The 26,360-nt window shown below is 40.1% G+C and carries 20 protein-coding genes, 3 pseudogenes and 1 riboswitch; of the genes and pseudogenes, 12 read left to right on the forward strand and 11 right to left on the reverse strand.

All coding sequences use genetic code 11. The features are described from left to right. Window positions 1–95: 95 nt before the first annotated feature. Window positions 96–1,502 carry a glutamate--ammonia ligase gene (glnA, locus tag L654_RS0106915; protein WP_010554792.1) on the reverse strand — a complete coding sequence of 469 codons (1,407 nt, stop codon included), beginning with the start codon at window positions 1,500–1,502 and terminating at the stop codon, window positions 96–98. Between the two features lie 507 nt (window positions 1,503–2,009). Between glnA and typA the strand changes: the two genes are divergently transcribed. From typA to L654_RS0106935, 3 genes are all read left to right on the forward strand, one after another. Further along, a complete protein-coding gene (gene typA, locus L654_RS0106920) occupies window positions 2,010–3,833 on the forward strand; it encodes a translational GTPase TypA (RefSeq protein WP_010554793.1) in 1,824 nt (607 codons plus the stop codon). A 373-nt stretch (window positions 3,834–4,206) separates the two neighbouring features. Next, on the forward strand, window positions 4,207–4,641 hold the full coding sequence (locus L654_RS0106930) for a hypothetical protein (RefSeq protein WP_024607647.1): 435 nt from the start codon (window positions 4,207–4,209) through the stop codon (window positions 4,639–4,641). Between the two features lie 67 nt (window positions 4,642–4,708). Continuing rightward, the gene (locus tag L654_RS0106935) at window positions 4,709–5,116 is read left to right on the forward strand and encodes a hypothetical protein (protein ID WP_024607648.1); all 408 of its coding nucleotides are present in this window, start codon (window positions 4,709–4,711) and stop codon (window positions 5,114–5,116) included. Window positions 5,117–5,344: 228 nt separating this feature from the next. Here the strand turns inward: L654_RS0106935 and L654_RS0106940 are convergent, their stop codons facing one another. The 3 genes from L654_RS0106940 to L654_RS0106950 form a co-directional block, all read right to left on the reverse strand. Then, window positions 5,345–6,073 carry a CBM9 family sugar-binding protein gene (locus L654_RS0106940; RefSeq protein ID WP_024589534.1) on the reverse strand — a complete coding sequence of 243 codons (729 nt, stop codon included), beginning with the start codon at window positions 6,071–6,073 and terminating at the stop codon, window positions 5,345–5,347. Window positions 6,074–6,140: 67 nt separating this feature from the next. Further along, window positions 6,141–7,220, reverse strand: coding sequence for an MBL fold metallo-hydrolase (locus L654_RS0106945; protein ID WP_024607649.1), 1,080 nt, complete (start codon window positions 7,218–7,220; stop codon window positions 6,141–6,143). 73 nt (window positions 7,221–7,293) lie between these two features. Continuing rightward, complete coding sequence (locus tag L654_RS0106950) at window positions 7,294–7,950, reverse strand: DUF2959 domain-containing protein (protein WP_024607650.1); 657 nt, start codon at window positions 7,948–7,950, stop codon at window positions 7,294–7,296. An 87-nt stretch (window positions 7,951–8,037) separates the two neighbouring features. Between L654_RS0106950 and L654_RS0106955 the strand changes: the two genes are divergently transcribed. Together L654_RS0106955 and dtd are read left to right on the forward strand one after the other, a co-directional pair. Next, window positions 8,038–8,943: a virulence factor BrkB family protein gene (locus L654_RS0106955; RefSeq protein WP_024600023.1), complete on the forward strand. Its 906-nt coding sequence runs from the start codon at window positions 8,038–8,040 to the stop codon at window positions 8,941–8,943. Continuing rightward, a complete protein-coding gene (dtd, locus tag L654_RS0106960; protein WP_024589537.1) occupies window positions 8,944–9,381 on the forward strand; it encodes a D-aminoacyl-tRNA deacylase in 438 nt (145 codons plus the stop codon). Here dtd and L654_RS01000000125670 read toward each other — a convergent pair. Further along, a pseudogene (locus L654_RS01000000125670) lies at window positions 9,370–10,084 on the reverse strand (fused MFS/spermidine synthase). The gene dtd and the pseudogene L654_RS01000000125670 sit on opposite strands and share 12 nt — an antisense overlap. A 248-nt stretch (window positions 10,085–10,332) precedes the next feature. Here L654_RS01000000125670 and L654_RS0106970 point away from each other — a divergent pair. Beyond that, window positions 10,333–11,226, forward strand: a complete 894-nt coding sequence (locus L654_RS0106970) for a bifunctional GNAT family N-acetyltransferase/hotdog fold thioesterase (RefSeq protein WP_024607651.1) — start codon at window positions 10,333–10,335, stop codon at window positions 11,224–11,226. Window positions 11,227–11,298: 72 nt separating this feature from the next. On the opposite strand, the gene L654_RS0106975 is transcribed toward L654_RS0106970, so the two are convergent. The 5 genes from L654_RS0106975 to dapA all read right to left on the reverse strand — a co-directional run bounded on the left by L654_RS0106975 (window position 11,299) and on the right by dapA (window position 16,523). Further along, window positions 11,299–12,333, reverse strand: coding sequence for a phospholipase A (locus tag L654_RS0106975; RefSeq protein WP_024607652.1), 1,035 nt, complete (start codon window positions 12,331–12,333; stop codon window positions 11,299–11,301). Between the two features lie 217 nt (window positions 12,334–12,550). Then, window positions 12,551–13,672 carry a succinylglutamate desuccinylase/aspartoacylase family protein gene (locus tag L654_RS0106980; protein ID WP_024607653.1) on the reverse strand — a complete coding sequence of 374 codons (1,122 nt, stop codon included), beginning with the start codon at window positions 13,670–13,672 and terminating at the stop codon, window positions 12,551–12,553. Between the two features lie 5 nt (window positions 13,673–13,677). Further along, on the reverse strand, window positions 13,678–14,883 hold the full coding sequence (locus L654_RS0106985; RefSeq protein WP_024607654.1) for a PLP-dependent decarboxylase: 1,206 nt from the start codon (window positions 14,881–14,883) through the stop codon (window positions 13,678–13,680). After that, window positions 14,883–15,623 (reverse strand): 2,3,4,5-tetrahydropyridine-2,6-dicarboxylate N-succinyltransferase, encoded by a 741-nt coding sequence (locus L654_RS0106990; protein WP_007376223.1) that lies wholly within the window; start codon window positions 15,621–15,623, stop codon window positions 14,883–14,885. Before L654_RS0106990 ends, L654_RS0106985 begins: the two co-directional genes overlap by 1 nt. 15 nt (window positions 15,624–15,638) lie before the next feature. Further along, on the reverse strand, window positions 15,639–16,523 hold the full coding sequence (dapA, locus tag L654_RS0106995; RefSeq protein WP_024607655.1) for a 4-hydroxy-tetrahydrodipicolinate synthase: 885 nt from the start codon (window positions 16,521–16,523) through the stop codon (window positions 15,639–15,641). A 190-nt stretch (window positions 16,524–16,713) separates the two neighbouring features. Next, a riboswitch (Lysine riboswitch) is annotated at window positions 16,714–16,914 on the reverse strand. Window positions 16,915–17,106: 192 nt separating this feature from the next. Between dapA and L654_RS0107000 the strand changes: the two genes are divergently transcribed. From L654_RS0107000 to L654_RS01000000125680, 6 genes and pseudogenes are all read left to right on the forward strand, one after another. Continuing rightward, window positions 17,107–17,802, forward strand: a complete 696-nt coding sequence (locus L654_RS0107000; RefSeq protein WP_008167263.1) for a DNA-3-methyladenine glycosylase I — start codon at window positions 17,107–17,109, stop codon at window positions 17,800–17,802. A gap of 11 nt (window positions 17,803–17,813) precedes the next feature. Next, window positions 17,814–19,189 (forward strand): annotated as a pseudogene (locus tag L654_RS01000000125675) (YdiU family protein). A 390-nt stretch (window positions 19,190–19,579) separates the two neighbouring features. After that, window positions 19,580–20,641, forward strand: a complete 1,062-nt coding sequence (locus L654_RS0107010) for an OmpA family protein (protein WP_024607656.1) — start codon at window positions 19,580–19,582, stop codon at window positions 20,639–20,641. Window positions 20,642–20,933: 292 nt separating this feature from the next. Next, window positions 20,934–23,531, forward strand: coding sequence for a bifunctional aconitate hydratase 2/2-methylisocitrate dehydratase (gene acnB / locus L654_RS0107015; RefSeq protein ID WP_024607657.1), 2,598 nt, complete (start codon window positions 20,934–20,936; stop codon window positions 23,529–23,531). 200 nt (window positions 23,532–23,731) lie between these two features. After that, a complete protein-coding gene (locus L654_RS0107020; protein WP_024589546.1) occupies window positions 23,732–24,364 on the forward strand; it encodes a 2OG-Fe dioxygenase family protein in 633 nt (210 codons plus the stop codon). An 11-nt stretch (window positions 24,365–24,375) separates the two neighbouring features. Continuing rightward, window positions 24,376–25,613: pseudogene (locus L654_RS01000000125680) on the forward strand (cysteine desulfurase-like protein). A gap of 20 nt (window positions 25,614–25,633) precedes the next feature. On the opposite strand, the gene L654_RS0107030 reads toward L654_RS01000000125680, so the two are convergent. After that, window positions 25,634–26,338: a 2OG-Fe(II) oxygenase gene (locus tag L654_RS0107030; RefSeq protein WP_024589548.1), complete on the reverse strand. Its 705-nt coding sequence runs from the start codon at window positions 26,336–26,338 to the stop codon at window positions 25,634–25,636. Window positions 26,339–26,360: the final 22 nt, after the last annotated feature.

Consider the following 26,360-nt stretch of genomic DNA (forward strand, 5'->3'; position numbering starts at 1 on the left):
TATCGGTAACTTAACTTTAGTGGAGATTGACTAATTTTACCATTAAAAAAGCCCGCAAAGCGGGCTTGAGAACACACATATTTTTTACAGCTTAATTAACAGCTGTAGTACATTTCAAACTCAACTGGGTGAGTTGTCATGTTAAGCTTTTCAACTTCTTTAGACTTAAGTTCGATGTAAGCATCGATTAAGTCATCAGTGAATACGCCACCTTGAGTTAAGAATTCACGGTCTGCGCTAAGTGCAGATAGTGCTTCGTCAAGTGATGCTGCAACAGTTGGAATTTCTGCTGCTTCTTCAGCTGGTAAGTCGTATAAATCTTTATCCATAGCATCGCCAGGATGGATCTTGTTTTTGATACCATCAAGGCCAGCCATAAGCATTGCTGAGAAAGCAAGGTATGGGTTAGCAGTTGGATCCGGGAAGCGTACTTCAATACGACGACCTTTTTCAGATGGAACCACTGGGATACGGATTGATGCAGAACGGTTACGTGCAGAGTATGCAAGCATAACGGGTGCTTCAAAACCTGGTACTAAACGTTTGTACGAGTTAGTAGACGCATTTGCAAAAGCGTTAATTGCTTTAGCATGCTTGATGATGCCGCCAATGTAGTAAAGTGCATCTTCAGAAAGACCGCCGTACTTATCACCAGCAAAAAGGTTTACACCATCTTTAGCAAGTGACTGGTGACAATGCATACCAGAACCGTTATCACCAACAACTGGCTTAGGCATAAACGTTGCTGTTTTACCGTATAAGTGAGCCATGTTATGGATAACATATTTCATTTCTTGAATTTCATCCGCTTTTAATACCATTGTATTAAAGCGAGTAGCGATTTCGTTTTGACCTGCTGTTGCTACTTCGTGGTGATGTGCTTCTACTACTTGGCCCATTTCTTCTAGAACTAGACACGTAGCTGAACGCCAATCTTGGAAGTCATCAACTGGAGCAACTGGGAAGTAACCGCCTTTAACACCTGGACGGTGACCAGTGTTGCCATCTGCATATTCTTTATCTGAGTTCCAAGCAGCTTGCTTAGAATCAATTTTGTACATAGAACCAGACATATCTGATTTGTATTTAACATCGTCAAATACGAAAAATTCTGGCTCAGGGCCAAATAAAACAGTGTCTGCAATGCCTGTAGAACGCATGTAATCTTCAGCACGCTTAGCAACAGAACGCGGGTCGCGCTCATAGCCTTGTAGTGTAGAAGGCTCTACTACGTCACAACGTAAAATTAATGTCGCTTCTTCAGTGAAAGGGTCTAGTTTGATTGACTCAGGAACTGGCATTAATACCATGTCTGATTCGTTTATGCCTTTCCAGCCTGCAATTGAAGAACCGTCGAACATTTTACCGTCTTCGAAAAAATCTTCATCAACTTGGTGATGAGGGATCGATACATGTTGTTCTTTACCCTTAGTGTCAGTAAAGCGTAAATCAATGAACTTGACGTCATTTTCTTTAATAAAATCTAAAACCGATTGTGACATGTGTCCTCCAACTATTGGGTTTTGTTATTGCTGCATAATTGCTTTGGTATTTACTAAGCTGATTTTGTGCCATTATTGTAACTGGCTGTTTATAAATTAAAAAAATATCATTGCATCAAAATGGAATATACAAACGCACCATGTTGGTGCGTAAATATTCCATTTCGGTGCAAAATTTACAGAGCGTAATTTGTTGTTAATTTAATCAGCTGAAATTAGCATAACCTAAATGCAAAAGAGTAACAAAAAGATCGGAAAAATAGTCAAAAAGACTGTTTTTCAAAAAAATATTGAAATTTAATTCATATAATTGTCATATATAAAACAGATACTTAGTAAAAGTATTGAGAAAGTTTTAAAATATGTATTGGATAAACTTTCATCCATGTCATTAATGAGGGATAATATGCGCCCTTTTAAATCCTATGCTGGGACATCTCGCGAAAGCGTGGATGAGTGCGTAGATCTTGCAGGATCATTGAGAATTTAATTTCTCTGAGTAAATATATGAGCATCGAAAAGTTAAGAAATATAGCGATTATCGCGCACGTTGACCACGGTAAAACAACTCTGGTTGACAAACTACTTGAGCAATCAGGTACATTAGAAACACGCGGCGGTAACGAAGAGCGCGTGATGGACTCAAACGACATTGAGAAAGAACGTGGTATTACCATTTTGGCTAAAAACACAGCCATCTCTTGGAACGACTACCATATCAATATCGTAGATACTCCGGGACACGCCGATTTCGGTGGTGAAGTTGAACGCGTACTTTCGATGGCTGACTCAGTATTATTACTTGTTGATGCTCAAGAAGGTCCAATGCCACAAACGCGTTTCGTTACGCAAAAGGCATTCGCGCAAGGCTTAAAGCCAATCGTAGTTATCAATAAAATTGATAAGCCAGGTTCACGTCCTGATTGGGTTATGGATCAAATCTTTGATTTATTTGACAACCTTGGCGCAACTGACGAACAGTTAGATTTTAAAGTAATCTACGCTTCAGCTATCAACGGCTGGGCAACACTAGATTTAGACGAGCCATCAGACAACATGGAACCTATGTTCAAGATGATCGTTGACGAAGTATCACCACCGGATGCAGATCCTGAAGGTGACTTCCAAATGCAAATTTCTCAACTAGATTACAACTCTTATGTTGGTGTAGTTGGTATTGGTCGTATTAAACGTGGTTCTGTTGCTCCTAACCAACAAGTTACTATTATCAGTGCTGATGGCACTACACGTAATGGTAAAATTGGCGCAGTACAAAGCTACCTAGGTCTTGAACGTATCGAAACTGATAGAGCTTACGCTGGTAACATCGTAACTGTAACAGGTATTGGTGAGCTTAAGATTTCTGATACAGTTTGTTTCCCAGGAAACGTTGAAGCATTACCACCACTAAGTGTTGATGAGCCAACTGTAACAATGACATTCTCTGTAAATAACTCACCTTTCTGTGGTAAAGAAGGTAAGTTTGTAACGTCACGTAATATCCGTGAACGTTTAGACAAAGAATTAGTACACAACGTAGCACTTCGCGTTGAAGATACTGGTAGCCCAGATAGCTTCCGTGTTTCTGGTCGTGGTGAATTACACCTAGGTATCTTAATCGAGAACATGCGTCGTGAAGGTTACGAGCTTTCAGTTTCTCGTCCGGAAGTTATCTTACGTACTGTAGATGGCGTTCTAGAAGAACCGTTTGAAACAGTTACTATTGACTGTCAAGACGAGCATCAGGGTTCTGTTATGGAACAAGTTGGCCTACGTAAAGGTGAGCTTACTAACATGACTCCAGATGGCAAAGGCCGTATGCGTTTAGATTTCATGATCCCTAGCCGTGGTTTAATTGGTTTCCAAACTGATTTCATGACGCTTACTTCGGGTTCTGGTCTTATGTACCATACGTTCGATCATTACGGTCCTCACAAAGGTGGCGACATCGGTGTTCGTAAGAACGGCGTAATGATTGCAAATGCAACTGGTAAAGCACTTACTAACGCATTATTCAACTTACAAGAACGCGGCCGTTTATTCATCGGTCACGGTGTTGAAGTATACGAAGGTATGGTTATCGGTATTCATAACCGTGATAACGACCTTACAGTTAACGCCCTTAAAGGCAAGCAGTTAACTAACGTACGTGCATCTGGTACTGATGAAGCGCAAACGCTTTCTCCACACCTTAACTACTCACTTGAGCAAGCGCTTGAGTTCATCGATGATGACGAGCTAGTTGAAGTAACTCCACTAAACATTCGTATTCGTAAGCGTTACCTTACAGAAAACGAACGTAAACGTGCAGGTCGTGGACCTAAGTCATAATCTATTAATTTAGAATAATGATTTTAAAAGCCGCTGTATTGAAAAATACAGCGGCTTTTTTGTGGGTGAAATTTGATGAGTAAAGGCTTAAGGAGTTCGGTTTAAATTTTTCTTATCAACGAGATAGCGTGCATTACAACGAGCACAAGCTATGGGTTGACGAATTAGCATCTAAGGTGGCTTTTTATTTATATGTTAATTGGCTTGATTTTCAACTTTACGAAGCGTAAGAGTATTATTACTAAGTATCTATAGATTGAATATATGTAGTTTAGATGGTTAATATCAGCTCGATCTACTCAGTCCAAAAAAAATTATGCAGCCCAAGTCATGCGTTAAAAAATACTAAACTGTTATTTAAAAAGGAATTGTTATGTTTCTATATCGTGGTGTTACAAGTGAATTAGATAGTTTATGTAAGGGACAGTTGATCCCCAAAGGAAAACAAAATACGGCCATACCTGAACTAGGTGAAGTTGGTGTGGAGTGCGGAGCAGGGTATGAATCAGGATACTCTGGAGGCAACGGCTTAAGGGCTCATCAAATAGATTCCAATATGAAAAAGCTGTCGTTTGTTTCTACGAGCAAAAGCATTGAAGTAGCAAAAATATTTGCTACTAAAAATGGTACTTGTAATGGATATATTTATAAATTAGATTCAAGCTTATTTGAACAATTCGATGTGGTTACAGAAGAATTGGAATCCCCCATTTATCCTGATGAGCATGAAGTTAGTATTCGGACAAACGAAAACGGGCTAATCCCTGAAGGTGTTATAGTTGATAAGTTCACTGTTAACTGCACATAATCTAGTGCTAAGGAAGAACTGAATATCTTTGCTTTTCTAGATATTTCCAGTTGCTCAAGGAGAAAAAATGAATATTTATAAAAAGTTTATCAAAAGTATACTTATTGTAATTACTATTACTTTGTCTGCCTGTGGAAGCGCTGACAATGGTGCTTTTTCGAAACAACAAATTTGTATTGCTACAATTGCATCGATTATGGGACGTAGTCCTTCAATTGTTAAAATAGATTCAATTAAAGGTAATGTTACACATCTCTCGTATGTTCGTAAAGATGATGGCACGAATTGGAAGTATAGGTGCAAGTTTGAGGGGAGTCGAGTTATTTGGGCTTCTGATGCTGGGAGATGGCGCACAGACCAATATGATTCTAAAATAACCTTTTTAGTCGATGAAAATGAATTAAGTATTTTTGAAAAATACTCTGATGGCTCTGGTAATACTAAGAAATATAATATTAATCAACTGACTAATTAGTCTAACAAGGCGATGAGTAATAGAAAGGCCCAAGTTTACTGTTCTCTAAAAGCGCAGCGCCTCTTAACCTCTTTGTGAATAATTTACTTAAAGATCTTTTGCATAAGGATAAGCAATAAAAAAGGGGCAGCTTAAACAGCCGATAATGCAAAGCATACATGTTTTTTGGTAGGGTATTTTTCGTTGGGTTTCGCTGCGCTCAACCCAACCTACTTATTTCTGGGGGGGTTACTTTTTTGGCAGCAGGGTGATTTTTCCAAATACGTCTGCGTCTATAAACCCACGGTTTCTGTCGCCATTTACTGGCTGTACTTCGTGCGAACCCATAAAGTGCTCGCGCACGTCACTGCCATCGTTATCGCAATACGCTAACATAAAGCCAATTACTTGTTTTTCGCTAAGTGTAATTGGGGTGTTTTTAGCACCTTCTTTATAATCATTAGGGTAGAGCTTTATTGCTACTTCCCAGGTAATGTTAAAAGGCGCAGTGGTGTTGCGCTTCCAGTTACTGACTAGGTGGTCGGTATACAAATGGGCTTTTTTATCAGGTCCGTAATCGGCGGCTTGGTTATCAAGGCCAATATGGTATGCCAAAGCGGTGTGATTAAATTGATGATTTCCGCCTGATGCATCGCTATCAATAAATACTTCAAGCGCATCGTCATCCCAATATTTATACGTTGGATCGGCGTGTGTATCTATTAAAACGTCATCCACAATATCGGCTTGTAGGTATAAATAGTTTTGATCCCACAGTAAGCGATAACGCCCTTTAAAGTCGGCATCGTTTGATGGCAGTGTGCCATCCATTAAATAAGGCATATCGTGCCAAGCGGCTTTATCCCACGCACTTTCTGATAGGCCATCAATAGTAATTGGAGTTGATGTATGTTCAACATCAATGGCCATTGCAGGCGTGCTTAATAAAAAGCTTAAGGCGAGTGCTAATTTTTTCATTAATTTCTCAATTTTATTGTGGATTTGTCTTAATGTAATAACAATCTTAAAACAGCTAAGTAAATAGTTATAGTGAAATACTTTCGCCTTCGTTTAAAATATACAGCGGTACTTTTGAATCCATTTTATTGTACATATGCAATAAGCGCAGCAAGGCAGAGTGGCTAGTATGGTCACCCATTTTCCAACTTGAGTTACCGTATCCCCACGGTATCATTACTTTGCAGTTAAGCTCTTGTGCTGCGTTGAGCGCATCCTCTGGTGTGGTGTGGACGTAACGATAAAATTTACCACTTTCTTTACTGTAGTAAGATGCGATTGGTATTAAGCACACATCTATATCGCCATATTTTTGCTGTATATCTTTAAAGTGTTTTGAGTAGCCCGTATCGCCTGCAAAAAATAAGGTACTGCCGTTTTGTTCAAGCAGCCAGCCATTCCATAAGTCTTTATTGTTATCTTCGTAAATAAAGGGCACCAATACACGAGCGCTAAAATGATGAGCTGGCACGGCATTAATAATTAAGTCGTCAATGTTGGTTGTTGAGTACCACGGCATTTCGCTAATATTAAAACCACCGGTAGGGAAGTTGTCGGCCATACCGAGTGGTGTTAAATAGCGAGGTTTACTGCCAATGCTTTGTATGTCGGCCTTATTAAAGTGATCGTAATGAATATGCGAATACATTACAGCATCAATATTTTCCAGTTCTTGCTCACTAGGCCAAGCGCCGGCTTTACGATAAATACCACCGCCGAGTTTAAAGCCAAGTGCGACTGGAGAATCAAACTGATTTTTTACCGGATCAAACAGCACATTTTGACCATTTGGGGTGTTAATTACAAAACTAGCGTGGCCAAGCCAGCGTACGGTATAGCCGGTACTAAGTTGTGGTTTAGTTTGCTGGCCTTGGTACTGGCAGTTTTCGCTGCCGGTTTTGCATAGTAAGTCTGGGTGGGTTGGGTAGCAGTTTTCAGTGCAGGTAGTGGGATATGTTTTTTCACCTGTGTATAAATTTTTATAACGACCGTTCTTATCATTAATAACAACAACTGAGTCGGGGCTGGTAATACGATTAATATTATTAGGTGCACCGCAGGCCGTTAATATACATAAGAGCGTTGTTGCGGTTAAAAAGCGTTTCATTGTAAATCCCTTTTAGCATGCCTTTAACATAAAAAAGCCTGCAATTAAGCAGGCTTGTTAAAGTAACAAATAATTAGCCAGCGCTATTCATTTGTTCAATAAATTTGTTTGAATCGGCAATCGATTTGTTCATGTCGTTCATCAACAATTGAATATCGCGCTTAAGGTTAGTGAATTCACCTTTAATAGCCGATACCGCTTGTGCATTTAAGTTATGCTTTAGGTATAAAACGTTATCATGAAGCGAGGTTAATACTGGCTCCATTTTACTCTCTGCGCTGCGCATTGAGTGTAATAGCTGATCAAATTGACGCTTAGTCGCGGCTAGCTTTTTGCTGCTTTCACGCTTAAGTGATGCGCTTTTGTATTGCTCTAGCTCATCGCCCCACTCATCAAATAGCGCTTCTGCCACGTCTTCTACTTTATTGATGTTAGTTGACACTTCGTTAGCGGCATTTAAGCTCGACTCGTAATCATCGTTTAGTTGATTGTAAGTGTCTTGTAGTTCGCCACCATTAAAATCGATTAGAGTAGTTAAGCGCTCTAGTGCCGATTTAAATTCTTCTTGTGACTCTTGTTGCGAGTCTTTGGTTTCTTCTACGCGGTCAATTAGAATATCGCGTTTGTGAACACCCACTTTTTCCATCGCAGAATAATAAGCTGATTGGCAGCCAGTTAAAGTAAGTGTTACTACAAGCATTGAAACACTGAGTAATGTTTGTTTTTTCATTTGAATTCCTGTTTACGAGCGTTAGTGCTGTAAATTATGGCGCTGATTGTTATTATAATCAAAACTATATAAGCACAAGTCAATTGTATGAATGATAAGCTCTCACATTACAAACAGCAAGTTAAGTCCTTTATACGCCAGCAACCTGGTTGGTGGATGCAGTATTTTAATCGTTGTATAGACGATCAAATAACGGTTAATGCAGGTTACCTTGCTTACGTGACACTTCTTTCTTTAGTGCCATTAATTGCGGTGGGTGTTGCTATATTTTCAGCCTTTCCGGGCTTTGAATCTACTCGCATGGAAATTGAGAGCTTTTTGTTCACTAATTTTGTACCCACCTCTACCGATGTTATTAGAGAGCATATTAGCTCCTTTGCCGGTAACGCTAATCAAATGACGGCAGTAGGTATTGGCTTTTTAGCTGCAATAGCCTTGCTGTTAATACGTAATGTAGATGCCACATTGAACCGAATTTGGCGCATAAAGAAAAAGCGCCCAATGATGATCTCATTTGCTGTGTACTGGATGGTTTTGAGCTTAGGGCCTATGTTGCTCGGTGCCAGTATTGGTGTTACCTCTTATATTGTATCTTTGGTGTCGTTTGCTGATCAGGGGATTCCTGGGTTTAGCGGGTTTTTGTTAAAGCTATTGCCGTATGGAATTTCGATGGTGGGCTTTATTATGCTCTACACCTTAGTGCCTAATACACGGGTGTCGTTTAGAGCGGCAATACCTGGCGCTTTTTTTGCGGCACTTTTATTTGAGCTGACCAAAAAAGGGTTTGCACTTTATATTAGTCATTTTCCGTCGTACGAAGTTATTTATGGCGCAGTAGCAACCATTCCTATTTTGTTTGTATGGGTGTATTTGTCGTGGGTAGTTGTTTTGCTTGGCGCTGAATTTACTGCGTGCATTAGCCCAAATGATATTCCAGAAACACCAGAGCTTGAACTAGAAGATGATGAACCAGCAATAAAGGACACAGTTTAAATGCAAGGTTTAATACAACGTGTAAAGCATGCCAAAGTAGAAATTAACAACCAAGTGGTAGGCGAAATTAGCCAAGGTATATTGTTGTTGCTGGGCGTTGAAAAACACGACGACAAACAAACGGCCGATAAGCTTTTACACAAGGTAAGTAATTATCGTATTTTTACTGACGAAAACGACAAAATGAACTTAAGCCTTAAAGATATTAAAGGTGAGTTACTTGTTGTTTCGCAATTTACGCTAGCGGCTGATACTAAAAAGGGTATGCGCCCTAGTTTTTCATCTGCGGCAACGCCAAGCCAAGCTAACGAGCTTTACGAATACTTTGTAGCTCAAGCTAAAGAGTTGGGGCTTACAATAGCCACAGGTGAGTTTGGTGCCGATATGCAAGTAAGCTTGTGTAACGATGGGCCCGTTACGTTTAACTTATCTGTTTAAGTTTTTGGTTACCACGACAATATGATTTACATAGCCCGTAATTTTTTGCGGGCTAATATTACAACCAAATACATCGAGTAATAGCTGCTGAAGTTGCTTTAATTGCGACTCATGCTGCGATAAAAAGTTAATAAATAGCACGCCGTTGTTATTTAAAGCCGAGTAGATTTTTTTATAAAATGCCTCTTCAAATAAAAATCGAGGCGCGTCTATTTGGCTAAATAAATCTAGAATAATCCAATCAATATTTTGCACACTTTTTAAAATCTGTTGCGCATCGGCGCACAGCAGTTGCTCATTCTTATTTGACGAAAAAAACTGGGTATAGCAATCAATAATATCGGCGTTTTTTTCAACCGATGTTATTTGTGCTTTAGGGTATTTGTGTTGTAAATAATTACGAATTGCACCGCCGCCAAGGCCGAGTTCTAACACTTTTTGTGGCGGNCTTAAGAGCTTGCCAATGCTTATCTAGGTACAATAAGTGTGGAAAAAGTAATAAATCCGGGTTATTTAAATCAATAACAGATTGAAGAGTGTCGTTAATAAGTAACCAGCGTAACTGCTCGTGCTCACGTACTTGAATGTGATCGCCACTGCATTTATGCCAATAGATTAACTGACCAATGCTGTGGCTATTTTCAATAAATTGATCGCTCAGCAAACCCGTCAGTGAATTTATATAATTGATTTTTTCAGTCATATTCTCAGCATAAACTAGCAACGTTAAAGCGCAATGGCCTTTGTCATTATTTTTTTACGTTATTTTACAGGCATCACCAAAGTCGTATTTGCAGTTTTTTTAAGATGGAGTATGGTATTTGCCATAATAATGCCAATCAATTTAATTATTTTATTTTTTTAGCTTGGTAGATAACCAATACTATTAGTATAGCGCCGTAGCCTTTTTTTTGACTTTTATTTACGGCTTATATAACAACAGGAGTATGTATGTTTCAGGTAAGCACCCCACAAAGTAGCGAAGATTGGCAAGCGTATTACCAATTGCGTTGGCAGGTATTACGCGCGCCTTGGGGCGAGCCTCGTGGCTCTGAACAAGACGATATGGAACAAGACTCTGAGCACCGCTTTATAAAAAATAAAGAAGGCGAAGTGCTAGGTGTAGCACGTTTGCACTTTAACAATCATGAGCAAGCACAAGTGCGCTACATGGCAGTTGCAGAGGGGAACCGTAATCAGCATATTGGTAGTCGTTTATTACATGAGCTTGAAAAAATAGCATGGACGCAAAATGCTGATGAACTGGTTTTATTTGCTCGCGAACGTGCGCTTGAGTTTTATAAACGCCACGGTTACGAACTAAAAGAAAAAGCACATTTAGCGTATGGCGATGTACAGCACTTTAAAATGATAAAGCAAAAACCGTCTGAGCCAGGCTGGTTCCGTCATCCAAATTGGACGCAAGTACTACAAAATACGTGGCGTGAGTCTATTCCAATTAGTGACGCGATGGGTATTAAGGTAGAAAGCTATACCGATTGGCAATTTACAACCAGCGCCGACCTAGACGCTAACTTAAATCTACATAACACCATGTTTGCAGGTTCTATTTATAGCTTGGCCACGCTAACAGGTTGGGGTGCTACGTACTTAGCACTTAAAGAAGCTGGGCTTGAAGGTAATATTGTATTAGCCGATGCTAACATTAAGTACTTAAAGCCGCTTACTACCGACCCACGTGGTTGTGTTGATATACAAACCTGTAAGGGCAAGTTAAGCGATTTAGAAACCGATGGTAAAGCAAGTTACATAGTGCCTGTAACTATTTACGATGGTGATAACGTGGTTGCAGAATTTGAAGGACAGTTTGTAGTAAAAAAATAACTGTTTAGCTGTTCAAAACACAAAAAAGCCAAGCGATGCTTGGCTTTTTTGTGTGTAAAACTTAGGGAAGTATCACAGCAGATCGGTTAATAATATACCTACACCAATACGTTCTACATCCGCATTGTAATCAATTAAGCTTTCGCCATAACCGTTAAAGTATTGTGCATAACCACGAACGCGGCCCCATAAAGGAAACGACCAGTCGAGTTGAATTGCACCACGATTATCTGAATTTAAATTGTTACGTGTCATAAAGCTAAATTCATGGTCATGAAAACGATACGCGCCGCTAAATTCAAAGTAACCCATGTATTTGTATATGTCTGGGTTGTCATCGCCCTTAGCTTCTAAAATATCTTCTTTTTCGTCCTCAGCTATTCGGTACCAAGGTTTAAAGCTAAAAACAAAGCCTCTGTTTTCCCAGATAAAGTCTGCATAAATACGGTTCCACGAACGTGAGTTTGGTTGGCTTCGACCATTTGACTGATGCGAAATACCTAATGCGATTGCCATTTCGTCGCCCCATAATACGTTTTCTGGGTCGAGGTAATTTATCCAAAATATCTCTGGTTCGTAGTTGGTCTCACGAAATGGAGAAGAAATTTCTGAGTTATAAATCTGCCAATATGATTGCAGTGTAAAGCCAAAAAATATGGCTTGGTCTTTATCCGAAAAATCATCGTAAAGAGGTACTTTTATCGATAGCTGGTATTTTGCTTCTAAGTTGTCGAGCGGTTCACCGTCGTTATCGTCTGTTAGTGCATCAAAGCCATCAAATGGGCGATCGTTTGGGTGTGATACGTACGAAAGCGGTAAAATATAGTTACGCTTATGTGGCGTAATTACATTTCTATTTTTTTTACCTACTTCTTCACGAGCTTGGCGTTTATCAAGCGCGGTAAGTTGTTTGTTTTCTTCAAGAGCTGAACACTTTTTACGAAGATCGTCTAATGTTTGTTTACCATCCCCGCCAATTACCTCATTTAAAATACACTGCTTTACAAGTTCGATGTCGTTGTCTTGCTCATTTGTAGCAACTTCTTCTTGTGCGAAGGTAGCTGTACTTATTAAGGCAGAAAGTGTGATCCAGTGGCGCCAGCTCATTGTAATTCCTTGTGGGTTCGGGTTGTGTTGTATGCGTTAATTTAATTATAACGTCTTTTTACATATGTAACGGTGAACTTTTACTGAATTTGTATTTATAACAAGGTCTGTACGTATACAAAGTAAATATAGATCAGAAAAAAAGCGGCCTAGGCCGCTTTTTTAATGCACATTAACTATTTTAGTTAATGTGCTCTCACGCAATGAGAAGGGTGAGCTAAAGCTCAAATATGTTAGTAAAAAACTTATAAAGTTCGGTGCCTTGGTTAACACTCGCCGAGGCAAAGTGCAAAATGGCAATTGCATCGCAATCGAGAGTAAGTGTTTGCAGTGGTTGCTCGCTTAAGTAGCGCTCCATTCGCAAAATATTGGCAATAGGCTCACCGGCTTTAATGTGTCCGCCAAGCGGGGCTATGTATTCAACCATGCCGCCAATGGGGGCGTAATAAGCAAAGTAGTCATCTAAATTACATGCATAGCGAGTGATATTAGCTGGCGTATGCGGTGCATTTTGTAAAACACCTTTGTGATTTAAGTAACTTAAAATGCTGTTAGCATCGTTTAGTGCTTCTTTTAAGTCTATTTTTTCTTGGCTGCCTAGCTCTACAGTAAATGCTTCTACAGGTATTGATAATTCGCGACCTTGCCCACTAAGTGCATCACTTAAATGCCACCATGGGCAAAAGTTAGCTTCATCCATTGCACCGTCAAAATCACTAGGAATAAGCAGTACATGTTCAATATTAAAGTAACGTGCGCTGTCGGTTGCATAGGTTGGGCAGTACAAATGTTTGCTTGAAATAGGACCTGTGTGCAAATCGAGTACTATATCAGCCTGATGAGCGAGCTTTTGTAGGTTAAGCGCAATGCGTTTACCCGTATTAAGTAAATAAGCAGGGCCGTTAAGTTTGCTGTCTACTTCGTCAATAAGCGCCTGTTTGAAGTTACTTTTTAATGTAGCGTCGTCATACTGAGTATGATTTTGTGCAAACTGTGCCACTAAATTTTTATTGTAGTGATACATGCGATTCCAATTAGTGCCCGTAATCGGATCGAACCTGCCAAGGGTAAACTCGCCAGATTTTTGATTACAACCAATCGGATTTGCATAAGGCACTAATGTAATATCGCCATTAAGGTTTAGGTGTTTTAATTGCTCAAGTAGCTGAAAAATAACTGCGTTACCTTGCACTTCAGCGCCATGCATATTGGCCTGAACATAAACACTAGGCCCTGTGCCATCACCTTTTAAACGATACACCGGAATTGTAAGGGGTAAGCCGTTTGCAACTTCCCCTACTACAATGTTCTCTTGGCTGATGTGTGTTGTATTACTCATGCTTATTACCTTAAGTAGTGGCTGGCATTTTCGGCTTGGCGAACACAGGTAAGTTCACCGTTTTGCAATGTGTACTCGCCGGCGAGCTCGTGGCATAAAAAATACGGCATACTTTCGGTAAAGCCGTAAGCACCGCATTGACTAAACACTAGCCAGTCGTGCTCATTTAAATCGCTTGGCAGGTTATGCTCACCTAAGCAATCAAGCGCTGTACAAAGCGGGCCGTATAAAGTGACCGCTTGAGTTTTAGCACTGGATTCACGCAGTAACGCAGCAGGAAAATCTTGGCTGGTAACAGCAGGGCGTAATAAGTGGTTTATACCGCCGCTTAAAATGACTTGCTGTTGATTATAGTTTTGTTTGCGCTCTATTACTGGGTTTGCGTAATGACCACATTCGCCAACGGCATAACGACCAAGTTCCATCCATAGCTCTTCTACGCCCGCATCATTTTTAATTTTAGCGAGTGCAGCTATTAAGTCATCCCAATCAAGTGTTGTTTCGCTTTGTGTATAAGGAATACCTAAGCCGCCACCTAAATCGAGAATTTTAAGGCTAATATTTAAATCGCTGGCAAGTTGGCTAAGTGGTGCAATCATTTGTGACCACAATTCGCTTAGCTTTTGCGTGCTAAGCATGTTGCCCCACTGAAAAATATGTAAGCCGTCAAACTTAAGTGTAGGGTAGTCGGTTACATTGAGTGCTTGCCACTCATCACAACCCAAACCAAACGGCGTAAGGCTGTCGCCGCCCAGGGGGTTTTTTTCACCTTCAGGCCAGCGTAATTGCACTCGCAGTAATACTTGTAACTGCGTATTTTGCAGTTGCGCTTGTTGGTTTAACCAACGTACTTGATTGAGGCTTTCGGCCACGAATATACGCACGCCGCGCTCAATAAAGTGTTTTATTTGTTTAGGGCTTTTTGCAGGCCCTGTGTTGAGCACGCGCTGTGAGCTAATACCTTGTGCTAGCACTTGCTCAAGCTCACCTTTACTTGCTACGTCAAAATTAAAGCCAGCGCTGTCTAAGCTTTGAATAATTTTAGACAGTGGATTTGCTTTTACCGCGTACCATAGTTTTACGTCGGTTTGCGCAACTAAACGCGCAAGATGCGTGTTTAGTTGATCTAGGTCGTAAACAAAAAAAGGTGTATCAAGTTGTTGTGTAATTGTATTTACAGCGGTTTTGATAGGCGTGCTCAAAAAGCTCATTATCGTAAAACCTCTTCAAGCAATAACGATGCATCGCTTTTCTCGTCGCGGTATTTAACTATTAACGCACACGACATGCTTAAGCCTTGCTCGCGTGCCCATTCGTTTGACGCAGGGCGAGAGCCTGGTATTACAATCGCGTACTCTGGGATTGGCTCGCCTTTATCTAGTTGGCGCTCGTTTACGCAGTCGTATACCGGAATAGTTGCTGATAAACGCACGCCTGGGGCAAGTACAGCGCCTTTTTTAATGACTACACCTTCAACAATAATACAGCCAGCGCCAATAAAGGCGTCGTCTTCTACAACTACTGGGCTTGCACCAATTGGCTCAAGTACACCACCAAGCTGAACTGCAGCACTTAAATGTACGTTTTTACCTACTTGTGCGCACGAGCCAACTAATGCGTGGCTATCTACCATTGTGCCTTCGTCGATATATGCACCGATGTTTACATACGCTGGTGGCATAATAATCGTGCCTTTAGCAACATAAGCACCACGGCGAACACTAGAGCCACCCGGCACCATACGTACGCCATCGTCAGTACTAAACTCTTGTGGAGCTAGGTTATGTTTATCAACAAAACCACCTGCAAACTCAGTATTAGTGCCATTTTTGAAGGCATCCAAAATGCCTTGTTTTACTTCTACGTTAGCTTGCCATTGGCCGCTTTCGTTTTGTGATGCTGCGCGTACTGCGCCCGATTCTAAATTATTTAATAGTTCTAACCAGCTCATTATAAAAACCTGTATTTAATGCCAAGATAAAATGGTGTTGTTTGCAGTTGTGATGCAATCGGTTTGAGTTAACTCAAGGTGTGTTAAAGGTGGACGAAGTTGCGGGCTGCTTAAGCGACCTTGCAAATGCATCAATACCTTTACGGGAATAGGGTTTGCGACAGCAAATAGGCTACTAATAGCGCTTGACCACTGGGCAAATAAATTAGGGTGTTGACCACTTAAGCTGCGTTTAACAAACTCATGAGTTTGTGCGGGCCATGCATTTGCAGCTACCGACACCAAACCTTTTGCGCCAGCTTGAGCAAAATAAGGCATTAGCGCATCGTCGCCACTAAAAATAGCTAAATTAGGCGCAGCTTGGCGATAAGCTTCAAACTGAGCAATGCTGCCGCTCGCTTCTTTTAACGCCCAAAAATTTTTATTATTTTGTAAGTTTTGAATTGTTGCCGTTGGGATGCTAACAGCACTTCGACCCGGTACGTTATAAAGCATACACGGGTGAACACTTGCATTAAGTAGGCTTTCAAACCAATGAGTTTGACCTATAGCGCCAGGCTTTGCATAAAGCGGTGAGCCAAGTAAAAAGCTATGAATTGGGAGTGTATTACAGTAGTTAACCCACTCAACTTGTTGCTTTAAGTTACTACCGCCCACAGCAACCATGAGTGGTACTGCTGGTTTTAGCTGGCATACGTGTTCAACAATGGCTTGTTGCTCTTTTAGCGTGAGTGCTAAACCTTCGCCCGTACTGCCAAGTAGTAAAATACCGTTATGCGCTGCTTCTTGATCGCTAACCAGTTTAGTTAACGTGTTGTAGTCAACATCGCCGTGTTGATCAAACGGCGTTACTAGCGCGGTCCACAATGAGTAGTCATTTAAATTGAAGTTATTGATCATCTCTCACGAACTTATAATTTGTACCAACTCTATTAAAAACGTGATCATTTTAGCGATAACTAATTTAATGCAGTTGGTATTATTCGAAGAGTTAAAAAGCTTTATGGAAGGAGCCGCATTAACGTCGTTCGAACTAATAATTCGAAGAGCGAATGGGCTTAAAATAATAGGGCGCACGGCCTTAATATTTAAGACCAGAAGCTCTCCACCAAACTAATAAGCTGCTTGTTACAAGCAGCTATTGGTGACAGTCGCTAGGGTTCAACCTAGTCGCCCGAAATAAACACCTCGCAAAAGTGATTACTTCTCGGCGTTAATTCCCCTCACGTATGCTCACTGGAGTTTGCGCTCCTAACATACGCTACCTGAATAACGCACCTCTTCTAGCCCTTTGCACCTGTTTGTAGAGTAAAAACTTACAAACCTGAGCAATTTAAATAGGGTAATTACGGCGATTAAAGCATTTTAGCCGTCTAGGTGTCAAGCGACTAAATGCATATTCATTCATCCATAATGGGAGTGGTTACGTATTGGGTGCTTTTCTCGTACACTAGCAATATAAGTAGTGAGGTATTTAATTAGTATGGAAAAATTTAGCGATATTTATAAGCGAGCGGTAGAGCGAAAAGGCTCCGAAAAAATGCTTAAGTTATTACTTGCAAAACCGCTATCTAAAAAACAACTAAGCACGTTAAGTGACGACGATTGGCTTGAGGAATTTACTCGAAAAGTATTTCAAAGCGGCTTTTATTGGTCAGTCATTAATAATAAGTGGCCAGGCTTTAGAGAGGTTTTTTGGGATTTTAGCGTTGATAAGTTATTAATGATGCCACCTGATATGCTGGAACAAAAAGCAACGGATGAGCGAATCGTTCGTAACTATAAAAAAGTAAAAACAATTACCGAAAATGCTTACATGATCCACGAAATAGCAGGGGAACATGGCAGTTTTAGTCAGTTTATCGCTAATTGGCCAACAGACGATATTATTGGTTTATGGGCGTATTTAAAAAAGCATGGTGCGCGTTTAGGCGGAAATACAGGGCCTTATGCACTGCGAGCACTTGGTAAAGATACTTTTTTACTATCACGCGATGTAGAGAATTATTTGCGTGCCCATAAAATTATAGACGGCGGCTTACAAACTAAAAAATCACTGAGTGCAGCCCAAGCCTTTTTTAACGAAATGCAAAAGCAAAGTGGCTTAAGTATGCAAGAGTTGAGCTTAATTGTGGCCTATGGCGTAGGTGACAACCGTGTTGGTATAAGTCAGCAATAATAGGAATTACCATGAAATTAGTGCCAAGATACACAGACATTACGGAAAACTTTGCGATAGAAGATTTCCCTGCAAGTGTTGCCTTTCCTCAGTTATTACTGTGGAACGAGAGCTTAGCAAAAGAGTTTAATATTAACGTTGCAGCTGATTTGCGTGCTAGCACTTTTAGCGGTAACGAAAAACAGGCGATTCCTGCAGTAGCACTTGGTTACTCTGGGCACCAATTTGGACATTTTTCACCACGTTTAGGCGATGGGCGAGCGCATTTACTGGGCGCTATTAATGATGATAAAAACCAGTTGTGGGATATTCAATTAAAAGGCTCTGGTGCTACTCCTTACTCAAGAGGGGGAGATGGGCGTTGTGCTCTTGGTCCTGCTATTCGTGAATACGTAATGAGCGAGGCAATGCATGCACTAGGCATTAAAACCACACGCTGCTTAGCGGTTGTTGGTAGTGGTGAAACGGTTTATCGTAATCCGNGAGCCATATTCGTGTTGGCTCGTTTCAATATTTAGCGACGCAAGGCGATGTTGAAGGACTTAAAAATTTAGCCGATTTAGCTATAGAGCGACACTACCCAGAAATAACAGATACAGGATCGCAGCGCTATTTAGCATTTTTAGGCGCTGTGATTAAAAACCAAGTTAAGCTAGTTGTGAGCTGGATGCGTGTTGGCTTTATTCACGGAGTAATGAATACCGATAATACGCTAGTAAGCGGAGAAACCATTGATTACGGCCCGTGTGCCATGATGAATAGCTTTGACTTTGATACTGTATTTAGCTCTATCGACAAACAAGGTCGGTATGCATTTGGTAATCAACCTAATATAGCTAACTGGAACTGTGCTCGTTTAGCTGAGAGTTTAATACCGCTTATCAGCGATGATGACGAACAAGCTGTTTCGTTAATGACGCCATACATTAATAGCTTTGCTGAGCAATTTAATACTGAGTTTACGGCTATGTGGGGACAAAAGCTGGGTTTAAATGAATCTTGCAATAGTAGTGGCGAGTTAATCGCAGAGTTGTTAGCACTATTAAAAGATAATCAGCTCGATTACACCAATACCTTCGATGCGCTTACTGAATCTTTAAAAGAAGAAACAGTAATACCTGAGTCGCTAATTGAATGGAGAGCTAAGTGGGTAAGCTTAACCGACGATAATAGTTATGAAATAATGAGAGCTGCAAATCCTCGTGTAATACCGCGTAATCATGTGATCGAAGAAATAATTGCACAATATAACGCTACAGGGTCTAGTGAGTTACTACAGCGCTTTATAAAAATAGCCAGTAACCCGTATTCTGACAGTGAAAAATTATCAGAATTTCAGGCTGCACCGATAAATGATAATGATTACCAAACTTTTTGTGGTACTTAATACTTAACTTTGAGTATAACTACATGATTAAAAAGAGTCATTTTTTAATCAAATATGTGCATATACCTAGGGTAATGTTAATTCTGGTGGTATTATGCGCCGAATTAAAGCCAAGCAATATTTCTTTGCATTTATAAGTGCATTTAATTTAATTGCTCTTACATTCCTTGCTAAGTACTAATTTACAACAAACTACTATATTTATTTTTCAATAAAGTTTTAATTTCGCCTATAGTAAGTGGATGTGTGTTGTGACGAGGCATAGAAAAAAGTTATAAACTTTATTTTTCGTTAAGTATTGATTAACAAAGGCTCAGTTAGTCTATATAAAACTGATTGAGCTAGTATCGATTAGCTACAATTTAAAATTGTTCAAATGGGAAGAAAACAATGAAATTAAAATCACTTACAATTGCAATCGCGTTGGCTGCAACTAGCGCATCTACATTCGCTGCTGATAAAGAAGAAGGTTTCTACATTGGCGCATTTGGCGACTATTATGACGCATCTTGGAAAAACATGCGTGCTCAAGCTGGTCTTGATGTAAATGAATCAACTGGCTGGGGTGTTGAAGCCGGTTACCGTTTCAGTGATTACTGGAGCGCACGTCTTGAATATGCAGATATGGATTTTAATGCTTTTGATAAAGTTGCTGGCAACCGCAACGGTATTGATGGCGAGCGTTACGGTATTGATGCTCTTTACCATTTAAATGGCGGTCCTTTCTACGGTCTTTTCGGTATTAAAGAAATAGACGTAGTAGATGACAATACATTCTTAAATGCAGGTGTTGGTTACCAACATTTCATTACAGATGGCTTATTTGTAAATGCTGAAACAGCTGTATACCAAGGTCTTGACCGTGGTTACACAGATGTAGGCGCTAAAATTGGTATTAACTACTTATTTGGCCAAAATTCAGCTCCTGTAGAGCCAGTTAAACCAGCTCCAGAGCCTAAGGTAATTGAAGTAGCTGTAGCTCCTACAGATAGCGACAACGACAACATTCCTGATGCAGATGATAAGTGTGCTAACACACCTATGACTGATGCAGTTGATGGCACTGGTTGTACTTTATATGAAGATAAAGAAGTGACTGTAAGCTTATTAGTGACTTTCCCTAACAATGCTTCAGCAGTATCTACTCAGTACTTAAACGATATTGAAAAAGTATCTGCATTCTTAAAAGATTACCCAGATACAACAGTACTTTTAGAAGGTCACACTTCTTCTGTAGGTAAAGCAACTTACAACAAATGGTTATCTAAAAAACGTGCTGATGCAGTAGCTAAGCAATTAGTTACTGATGGCATTGCTAAAGACCGTATTACTACAGTTGGTTTAGGTGAAGAGCGTCTTAAAAATGATGCAAACACTAAAGCTGCAAACGCAGAAAACCGTCGTGTAGAAGCGCATATCAAAACTATCAAAAACGTTAAAGTTTTACGTTAATTAAATAGTTTGTAATAAAAACCCAGCCAAGTGCTGGGTTTTTTTATGCCTGTAATAAATTAGTATTGTTTAATGGTAATGATTCTTACTTAACAAGTATTCATGAAAATAGTTTTTACTACAACCACTATTCATAGTATTTATAATCGGTATAATCAGTTGCGTAACTGGATGGATTTTCATCTATCCATAAAAGCTTTATAATTACGCGTTAGAATACTATAAGTATTGGGTAACTTATTTGCGCTTGAAGCGCTACCGGATACTTTCACGTCACCAAGAGGGCAATATTGTGCTACAAGAATATCGTAAACACGTAGAAGAACGTGCCGCGTTAGGTATCGTACCAGCGCCATTAGATGCTCAGCAAACTGCTGATCTTATTGAATTAATCAAAACTCCACCTGCAGGTGAAGAAGAATTCATTTTAGATTTGTTCATTCAGCGTATACCAGCAGGTGTTGATGATGCTGCTTATATTAAAGCGGGCTTCTTAGCAGCTGTAGCTAAAGGTGAAACTAATTCTCCACTTGTTTCTAAAGAAAAAGCGGCAGAATTATTAGGTACAATGTTGGGCGGTTACAATATCGCACCAATGATTGACCTACTTGATGACGAAACACTTGCACCAATCGTAGTTAAAGGCCTTTCAAATACATTACTTATGTTTGATGCGTTCTACGATGTAGAAGAAAAAGCAAAAGCAGGTAATACATTCGCTAAGCAAATTATTGAGTCTTGGGCAAATGCAGAATGGTTTACTAATAAGCCAGCTGTTGCTGAAAAGATCTCAGTTACTGTATTTAAAGTAACTGGCGAAACAAATACTGATGACTTGTCTCCTGCACCAGATGCATGGTCTCGTCCAGATATCCCACTTCATGCTTTAGCAATGCTAAAAATTGAACGCGATGGTATTACACCTGATAAAGCGGGCGAAGTAGGTCCAATTACTCAGATTGAAGAATTAAAAACTAAAGGTTTACCACTTGCTTACGTAGGTGATGTTGTTGGTACGGGTTCTTCTCGTAAGTCTGCAACTAACTCTGTACTTTGGTTTATGGGCGATGATATCCCATTCGTACCAAACAAGCGTGTTGGCGGTGTATGTCTAGGTAATAAAATTGCTCCAATCTTCTTCAATACAATGGAAGATTCAGGCGCATTACCAATCGAATTAAATGTTGATGAACTCAACATGGGCGAGCAAATCGACATTTATCCGTACGAAGGTGCTGTTAAGCAACATGGTACTGATAAAGTGATTTCTACTTTTGAGCTTAAATCTGATGTGATTTTAGATGAAGTTCGTGCTGGTGGTCGTATTCCACTAATTATCGGTCGTGGTTTAACTGACAAAGCGCGTACATCTCTTGGCTTAGGTGCAACTGATACATTTAAAGTACCAACAGCAACAGAAGTTTCTGATAAAGGCTTCACACTAGCGCAAAAAATGGTTGGTAAAGCATGTAACGTTGCAGGTATTCGCCCAGGTCAGTACTGTGAGCCTAAAATGACAACTGTTGGTTCGCAAGATACAACAGGTCCTATGACACGTGATGAACTTAAAGATCTAGCATGTTTAGGTTTCTCTGCAGATTTAACAATGCAGTCATTCTGTCATACATCAGCTTATCCTAAGCCTATCGATGTAAGCACTCACCATACGCTTCCTGATTTCATCATGAACCGTGGCGGTGTTTCACTTCGTCCAGGTGATGGTATTATTCACTCGTGGTTAAACCGTATGTTATTACCAGATACCGTAGGTACTGGTGGTGATTCACATACACGTTTCCCATTAGGTATTTCATTCCCAGCAGGTTCGGGTGCAGTAGCATTCGCAGCAGCAACTGGTGTTATGCCGCTTGATATGCCTGAATCTATTTTGGTTCGTTTTAAAGGCGAAATGCAACCAGGCATCACTTTACGTGACCTTGTTCATGCAATCCCTTACTACGGTATCAAACAAGGTTTATTAACAGTTGAGAAAAAAGGTAAAATTAACGAATTCTCTGGTCGCGTACTAGAAATTGAAGGCGTTGAGCACCTAACTGTTGAGCAAGCGTTTGAATTATCAGATGCATCTGCAGAGCGTTCGGCAGCAGGTTGTACTGTTAAGTTATCTAAAGAGTCTATCTCTGAATACCTAGAATCAAACATTGTTATGCTTAAGTGGATGATTTCTGAAGGTTACGGCGATGTACGTACGATTGAACGTCGTATTACTGCAATGCAAGATTGGTTAGCTAACCCAGAACTAATGGAAGCTGACGCTGATGCAGAGTACAAGCATATCGTTGAAATTGATTTAGCTGAGATTAAAGAGCCAGTTCTTTGTGCTCCAAATGACCCAGATGATGCGCGTCTTCTTTCTGATGTTGCTGGCGAGAAAATTGATGAAGTATTCATCGGTTCTTGTATGACTAACATTGGTCACTTCCGTGCTGCTGGTAAGTTGCTTGATGGCTTTAAAGGTCAACTTCCGACTCAGCTTTGGGTTGCTCCACCTACTAAGATGGACAAAGACCAACTTACAGAAGAAGGTTACTATGGTATTTTTGGTCGTGTTGGCGCACGTATCGAAACTCCAGGTTGTTCACTATGTATGGGTAACCAAGCACGTGTTGCAGATAAAGCAACGGTTGTGTCTACCTCTACACGTAACTTCCCTAACCGTTTAGGTAATGGCGCAAACGTATTCTTAGCATCATCTGAGCTTGCTGCAATTGCTGCAATCATTGGTAAATTACCAACAGTTGCTGAGTATCAAGAATATGCTGCGAAGATCAATGCAACGGCGTCAGATACATACCGTTACTTGAACTTCCACCGTATGCCTGCTTACACTAAAAAAGCAGACAACGTGATTATTCAACAAGCTGTATAATTTTTAGAGTTTGTTTAAAAACCCGCTTAGGCGGGTTTTTTATTGGCTAAAATAAATATTAGATAGTTCATGCTTCTTTTTTTATATTATTGTATTAAATCTAGTCTTAAGTTGCTTTTAAAGTAAGTAATCGCGCAAAAATTCCTATCAAAATGCATTAAAATCCTCATCAATATTCTCATTATTTTAGGCGAGATTTTATGACAGCATTAAACAACCAGAATTTACTGCAACTACGTTTTGTTAACCAAGCAAATATTGATTTGGTTAAGCCTTCTTTTGATAACCTGCCTGCAAATCCTTATGCAGATGGCGCCTTTCGTAAACGTCGTTACTCAGTAGTTAAAATGCAAAATGGTGAAATAAAGTTACAACAAACCAAAGCATTTGTTCAAGACGATTCAATTAATACTTTTCAAGGTAATGTAGAGCGTACTTACGAAAACCTAGAGCAAAGTTTACTTGAGTCAGAAGGCATGAAAAGCATTGTAAATGAGTTTCGCCAACTTACCGGTATTGATGAACAGCGTGATATTGAAATTCATCAGTTCCGTATGCTTGCAATTAACAGCGATACGCCGGCAGCGCCAGAAGGCGTGCATCAAGATGGTTTTGACCATGTATGTATATGCGGCGTTTCTCATGAAAACTTAGAAGGCGGCGAGCTACTTGTATACGAAAACAAGCAAGCTGAGCCTTGTTTTAAAATGGAAATAAAAGACGGCATGTTTGCATTAATAAACGACCGTGAAGTGTGGCACAACGCAACACCTATGAACAAAATTGATGCTAGCAAACCAGGTTACCTGGATTGTTTTGTATTAACGTCTTAAGGAAGTTAGGCATGAACATAACGCAATTACGTGAGCAGTTTCCTGCATTAATGCAAAACGTTGATGGTAAATCGCCAATATTTTTAGACGGACCGGGTGGCTCGCAGGTACCAACATCGGTGCTTAATGCGATGACAGCTTATTTAGGTCATTATAATTCAAACTTAGGTGGCGCGTTTTTTTCAAGTGATAAAACCGTTGAATTGATGGCGAATGCGCGTCAAGCAGCCGCTGATTTACTTAATGCACCTAGCTCACAACAAATTGTGTTTGGTCCAAACATGACCAGCCTAACATTTAGCTTTAGCCGTGCTATTTCACGCGACTGGCAGGCTGGTGATGAAATAATTGTAACCAATGCCGATCATTTCTCAAATGTATCGTCGTGGCAACAAGTCGCAGAAGATAAAGGCGTAAAGGTAAATACAGCGCTTATTAACGAAGCAGATTGCAGCTTAGATATGGCGCAGTTTGAAAGCTTATTAAACAGCAACACTAAGCTTGTAGCGGTAACGTATGCGTCAAATACCACAGGTTCAATTAATAATATTAAACGTATTGTTGAGCTTGCTCACGCTGTAGGCGCACTTGTTTATGTTGATGCCGTACATTACGCACCGCACGAACTTGTAGACGTACAAGCACTTGATTGCGACTTTTTAGCCTGCTCTGCATATAAGTTTTTTGGCCCGCATTTAGGTATGGTTTACGGTAAAAAAGAACATTTAGACGGGTTTACGCCTTATAAAGTTGAGCCAGCTAAAGACGTAGCACCAGGTCGTTGGGAAACCGGCACACAAAGCTTTGAAGCCATGGCGGGNGTTTTATCGCGGCTGTTGATTACATTGCAGCAATTAGCGAACTTGACGATAGCCATTCACGCCGCGAAAAGTTAAGTGTGGCTTTTGCTAAAACTAAACAACACGAAATGGCGCTTAGTGAGCACTTTTTAACGCGCTTGGTAAACTACCCACGCATTAAGTTGTTTGGTATTGATGACTTTGATCGCTTAAATGAGCGTACACCTACTTTTGCTTTAATTTTTGAAGGGCTTGAGCCACGCGCCGTTTCAGAATTTTTAGGTAAGCAGCATATTTGTGTGTGGGATGGTAATTTTTACGCGCAAGGTTTGTGCAAGCAATTAGATGTGCTTGATAAAGGCGGTGTAGTGCGCATTGGTTGTATGCACTACAACACCATTGAAGAGCTAGATCAGTTGTTTAATTTATTTGATGAACTGCTCGGTTAAATAATACTGATTTTGGTGCGCTAACTCTTTGGCGCACCATATATTTGTTCTGCACGATTAAACAACACCCACGATGTTAAAATATACTTATCGTTTGATACTGGCTTATTGCCTCTATGAGTATGTGTAAAGTAGCCTGGGGCTATTACCATAGTGCCTTTTTTAGGGGCGATTTTACGGTTTTGATAGTAAAACTCCGTTTCACCGCCTTCATCAACATCGTTTAAATAAAACATAAATAACAACACGCGATGCAGTGCTTCATTATGCTGTAGCTGCGGGTAAACTTCACTATGCCAGTAAGGGTAGCCACCTTTATTTACTTCGTATTTTTGCGCTTGAATATTACCAAGTCTAAAAATTTGCTGAACTAGCAAAGGTAATTGCGGTTTACCCACTTCTTCAAAATTCTCTTGGGTTAAATCGACAACGTCACCTGTTTTTGGGTGATAGACCTTTAAGCCAAACGCCCCAATCATCATAAAAATATGTTCTTCAACATACTTAAAAACATGCTGTGCAGTCGTTTGTTGTATATGTTTTAATTGTTGTGCATATTCGGGGTGATTATTTAAGTGTAGGTCGTGACTGTCTTTTTTCTTTAAGTCGACACCGCCCGATGTTACCCCTTGTTTTACATGCGGGCTTTGCGCGAATGTGGTAATAAATTCATCGCAAAACTCATCGCTTAATGCGTTATCAACAACGCGTATAAAGTCCGTCATGGTTTACCTTTATATAATTATT

This window comes from Pseudoalteromonas sp. TAB23, assembly GCF_000498075.1.
Taxonomy (GTDB): Bacteria; Pseudomonadota; Gammaproteobacteria; order Enterobacterales; family Alteromonadaceae; genus Pseudoalteromonas; species Pseudoalteromonas arctica.

Bases quoted from the DNA above. Each gene is read 5' to 3' on its own strand.
- L654_RS0106985 (WP_024607654.1), bottom strand. From the start codon at position 14,883: ATGAGCTTTTTGAGCACGCCTATCAAAACCGCTGTAAATACAATTACA.
- dapA (WP_024607655.1), bottom strand. From the start codon at position 16,523: ATGATCAATAACTTCAATTTAAATGACTACTCATTGTGGACCGCGCTA.
- L654_RS0106970 (WP_024607651.1), top strand. From the start codon at position 10,333: ATGTTTCAGGTAAGCACCCCACAAAGTAGCGAAGATTGGCAAGCGTAT.
- typA (WP_010554793.1), top strand. From the start codon at position 2,010: ATGAGCATCGAAAAGTTAAGAAATATAGCGATTATCGCGCACGTTGAC.
- L654_RS0106945 (WP_024607649.1), bottom strand. From the start codon at position 7,220: ATGAAACGCTTTTTAACCGCAACAACGCTCTTATGTATATTAACGGCC.
- L654_RS0106980 (WP_024607653.1), bottom strand. From the start codon at position 13,672: ATGAGTAATACAACACACATCAGCCAAGAGAACATTGTAGTAGGGGAA.
- L654_RS0106940 (WP_024589534.1), bottom strand. From the start codon at position 6,073: ATGAAAAAATTAGCACTCGCCTTAAGCTTTTTATTAAGCACGCCTGCA.
- L654_RS0106990 (WP_007376223.1), bottom strand. From the start codon at position 15,623: ATGAGCTGGTTAGAACTATTAAATAATTTAGAATCGGGCGCAGTACGC.
- L654_RS0107000 (WP_008167263.1), top strand. From the start codon at position 17,107: ATGGAAAAATTTAGCGATATTTATAAGCGAGCGGTAGAGCGAAAAGGC.
- L654_RS0107020 (WP_024589546.1), top strand. From the start codon at position 23,732: ATGACAGCATTAAACAACCAGAATTTACTGCAACTACGTTTTGTTAAC.
- dtd (WP_024589537.1), top strand. From the start codon at position 8,944: ATGCAAGGTTTAATACAACGTGTAAAGCATGCCAAAGTAGAAATTAAC.
- L654_RS0106935 (WP_024607648.1), top strand. From the start codon at position 4,709: ATGAATATTTATAAAAAGTTTATCAAAAGTATACTTATTGTAATTACT.
- L654_RS0106950 (WP_024607650.1), bottom strand. From the start codon at position 7,950: ATGAAAAAACAAACATTACTCAGTGTTTCAATGCTTGTAGTAACACTT.
- glnA (WP_010554792.1), bottom strand. From the start codon at position 1,502: ATGTCACAATCGGTTTTAGATTTTATTAAAGAAAATGACGTCAAGTTC.
- L654_RS0107010 (WP_024607656.1), top strand. From the start codon at position 19,580: ATGAAATTAAAATCACTTACAATTGCAATCGCGTTGGCTGCAACTAGC.
- L654_RS0106955 (WP_024600023.1), top strand. From the start codon at position 8,038: ATGAATGATAAGCTCTCACATTACAAACAGCAAGTTAAGTCCTTTATA.
- L654_RS0106975 (WP_024607652.1), bottom strand. From the start codon at position 12,333: ATGAGCTGGCGCCACTGGATCACACTTTCTGCCTTAATAAGTACAGCT.
- L654_RS0106930 (WP_024607647.1), top strand. From the start codon at position 4,207: ATGTTTCTATATCGTGGTGTTACAAGTGAATTAGATAGTTTATGTAAG.
- L654_RS0107030 (WP_024589548.1), bottom strand. From the start codon at position 26,338: ATGACGGACTTTATACGCGTTGTTGATAACGCATTAAGCGATGAGTTT.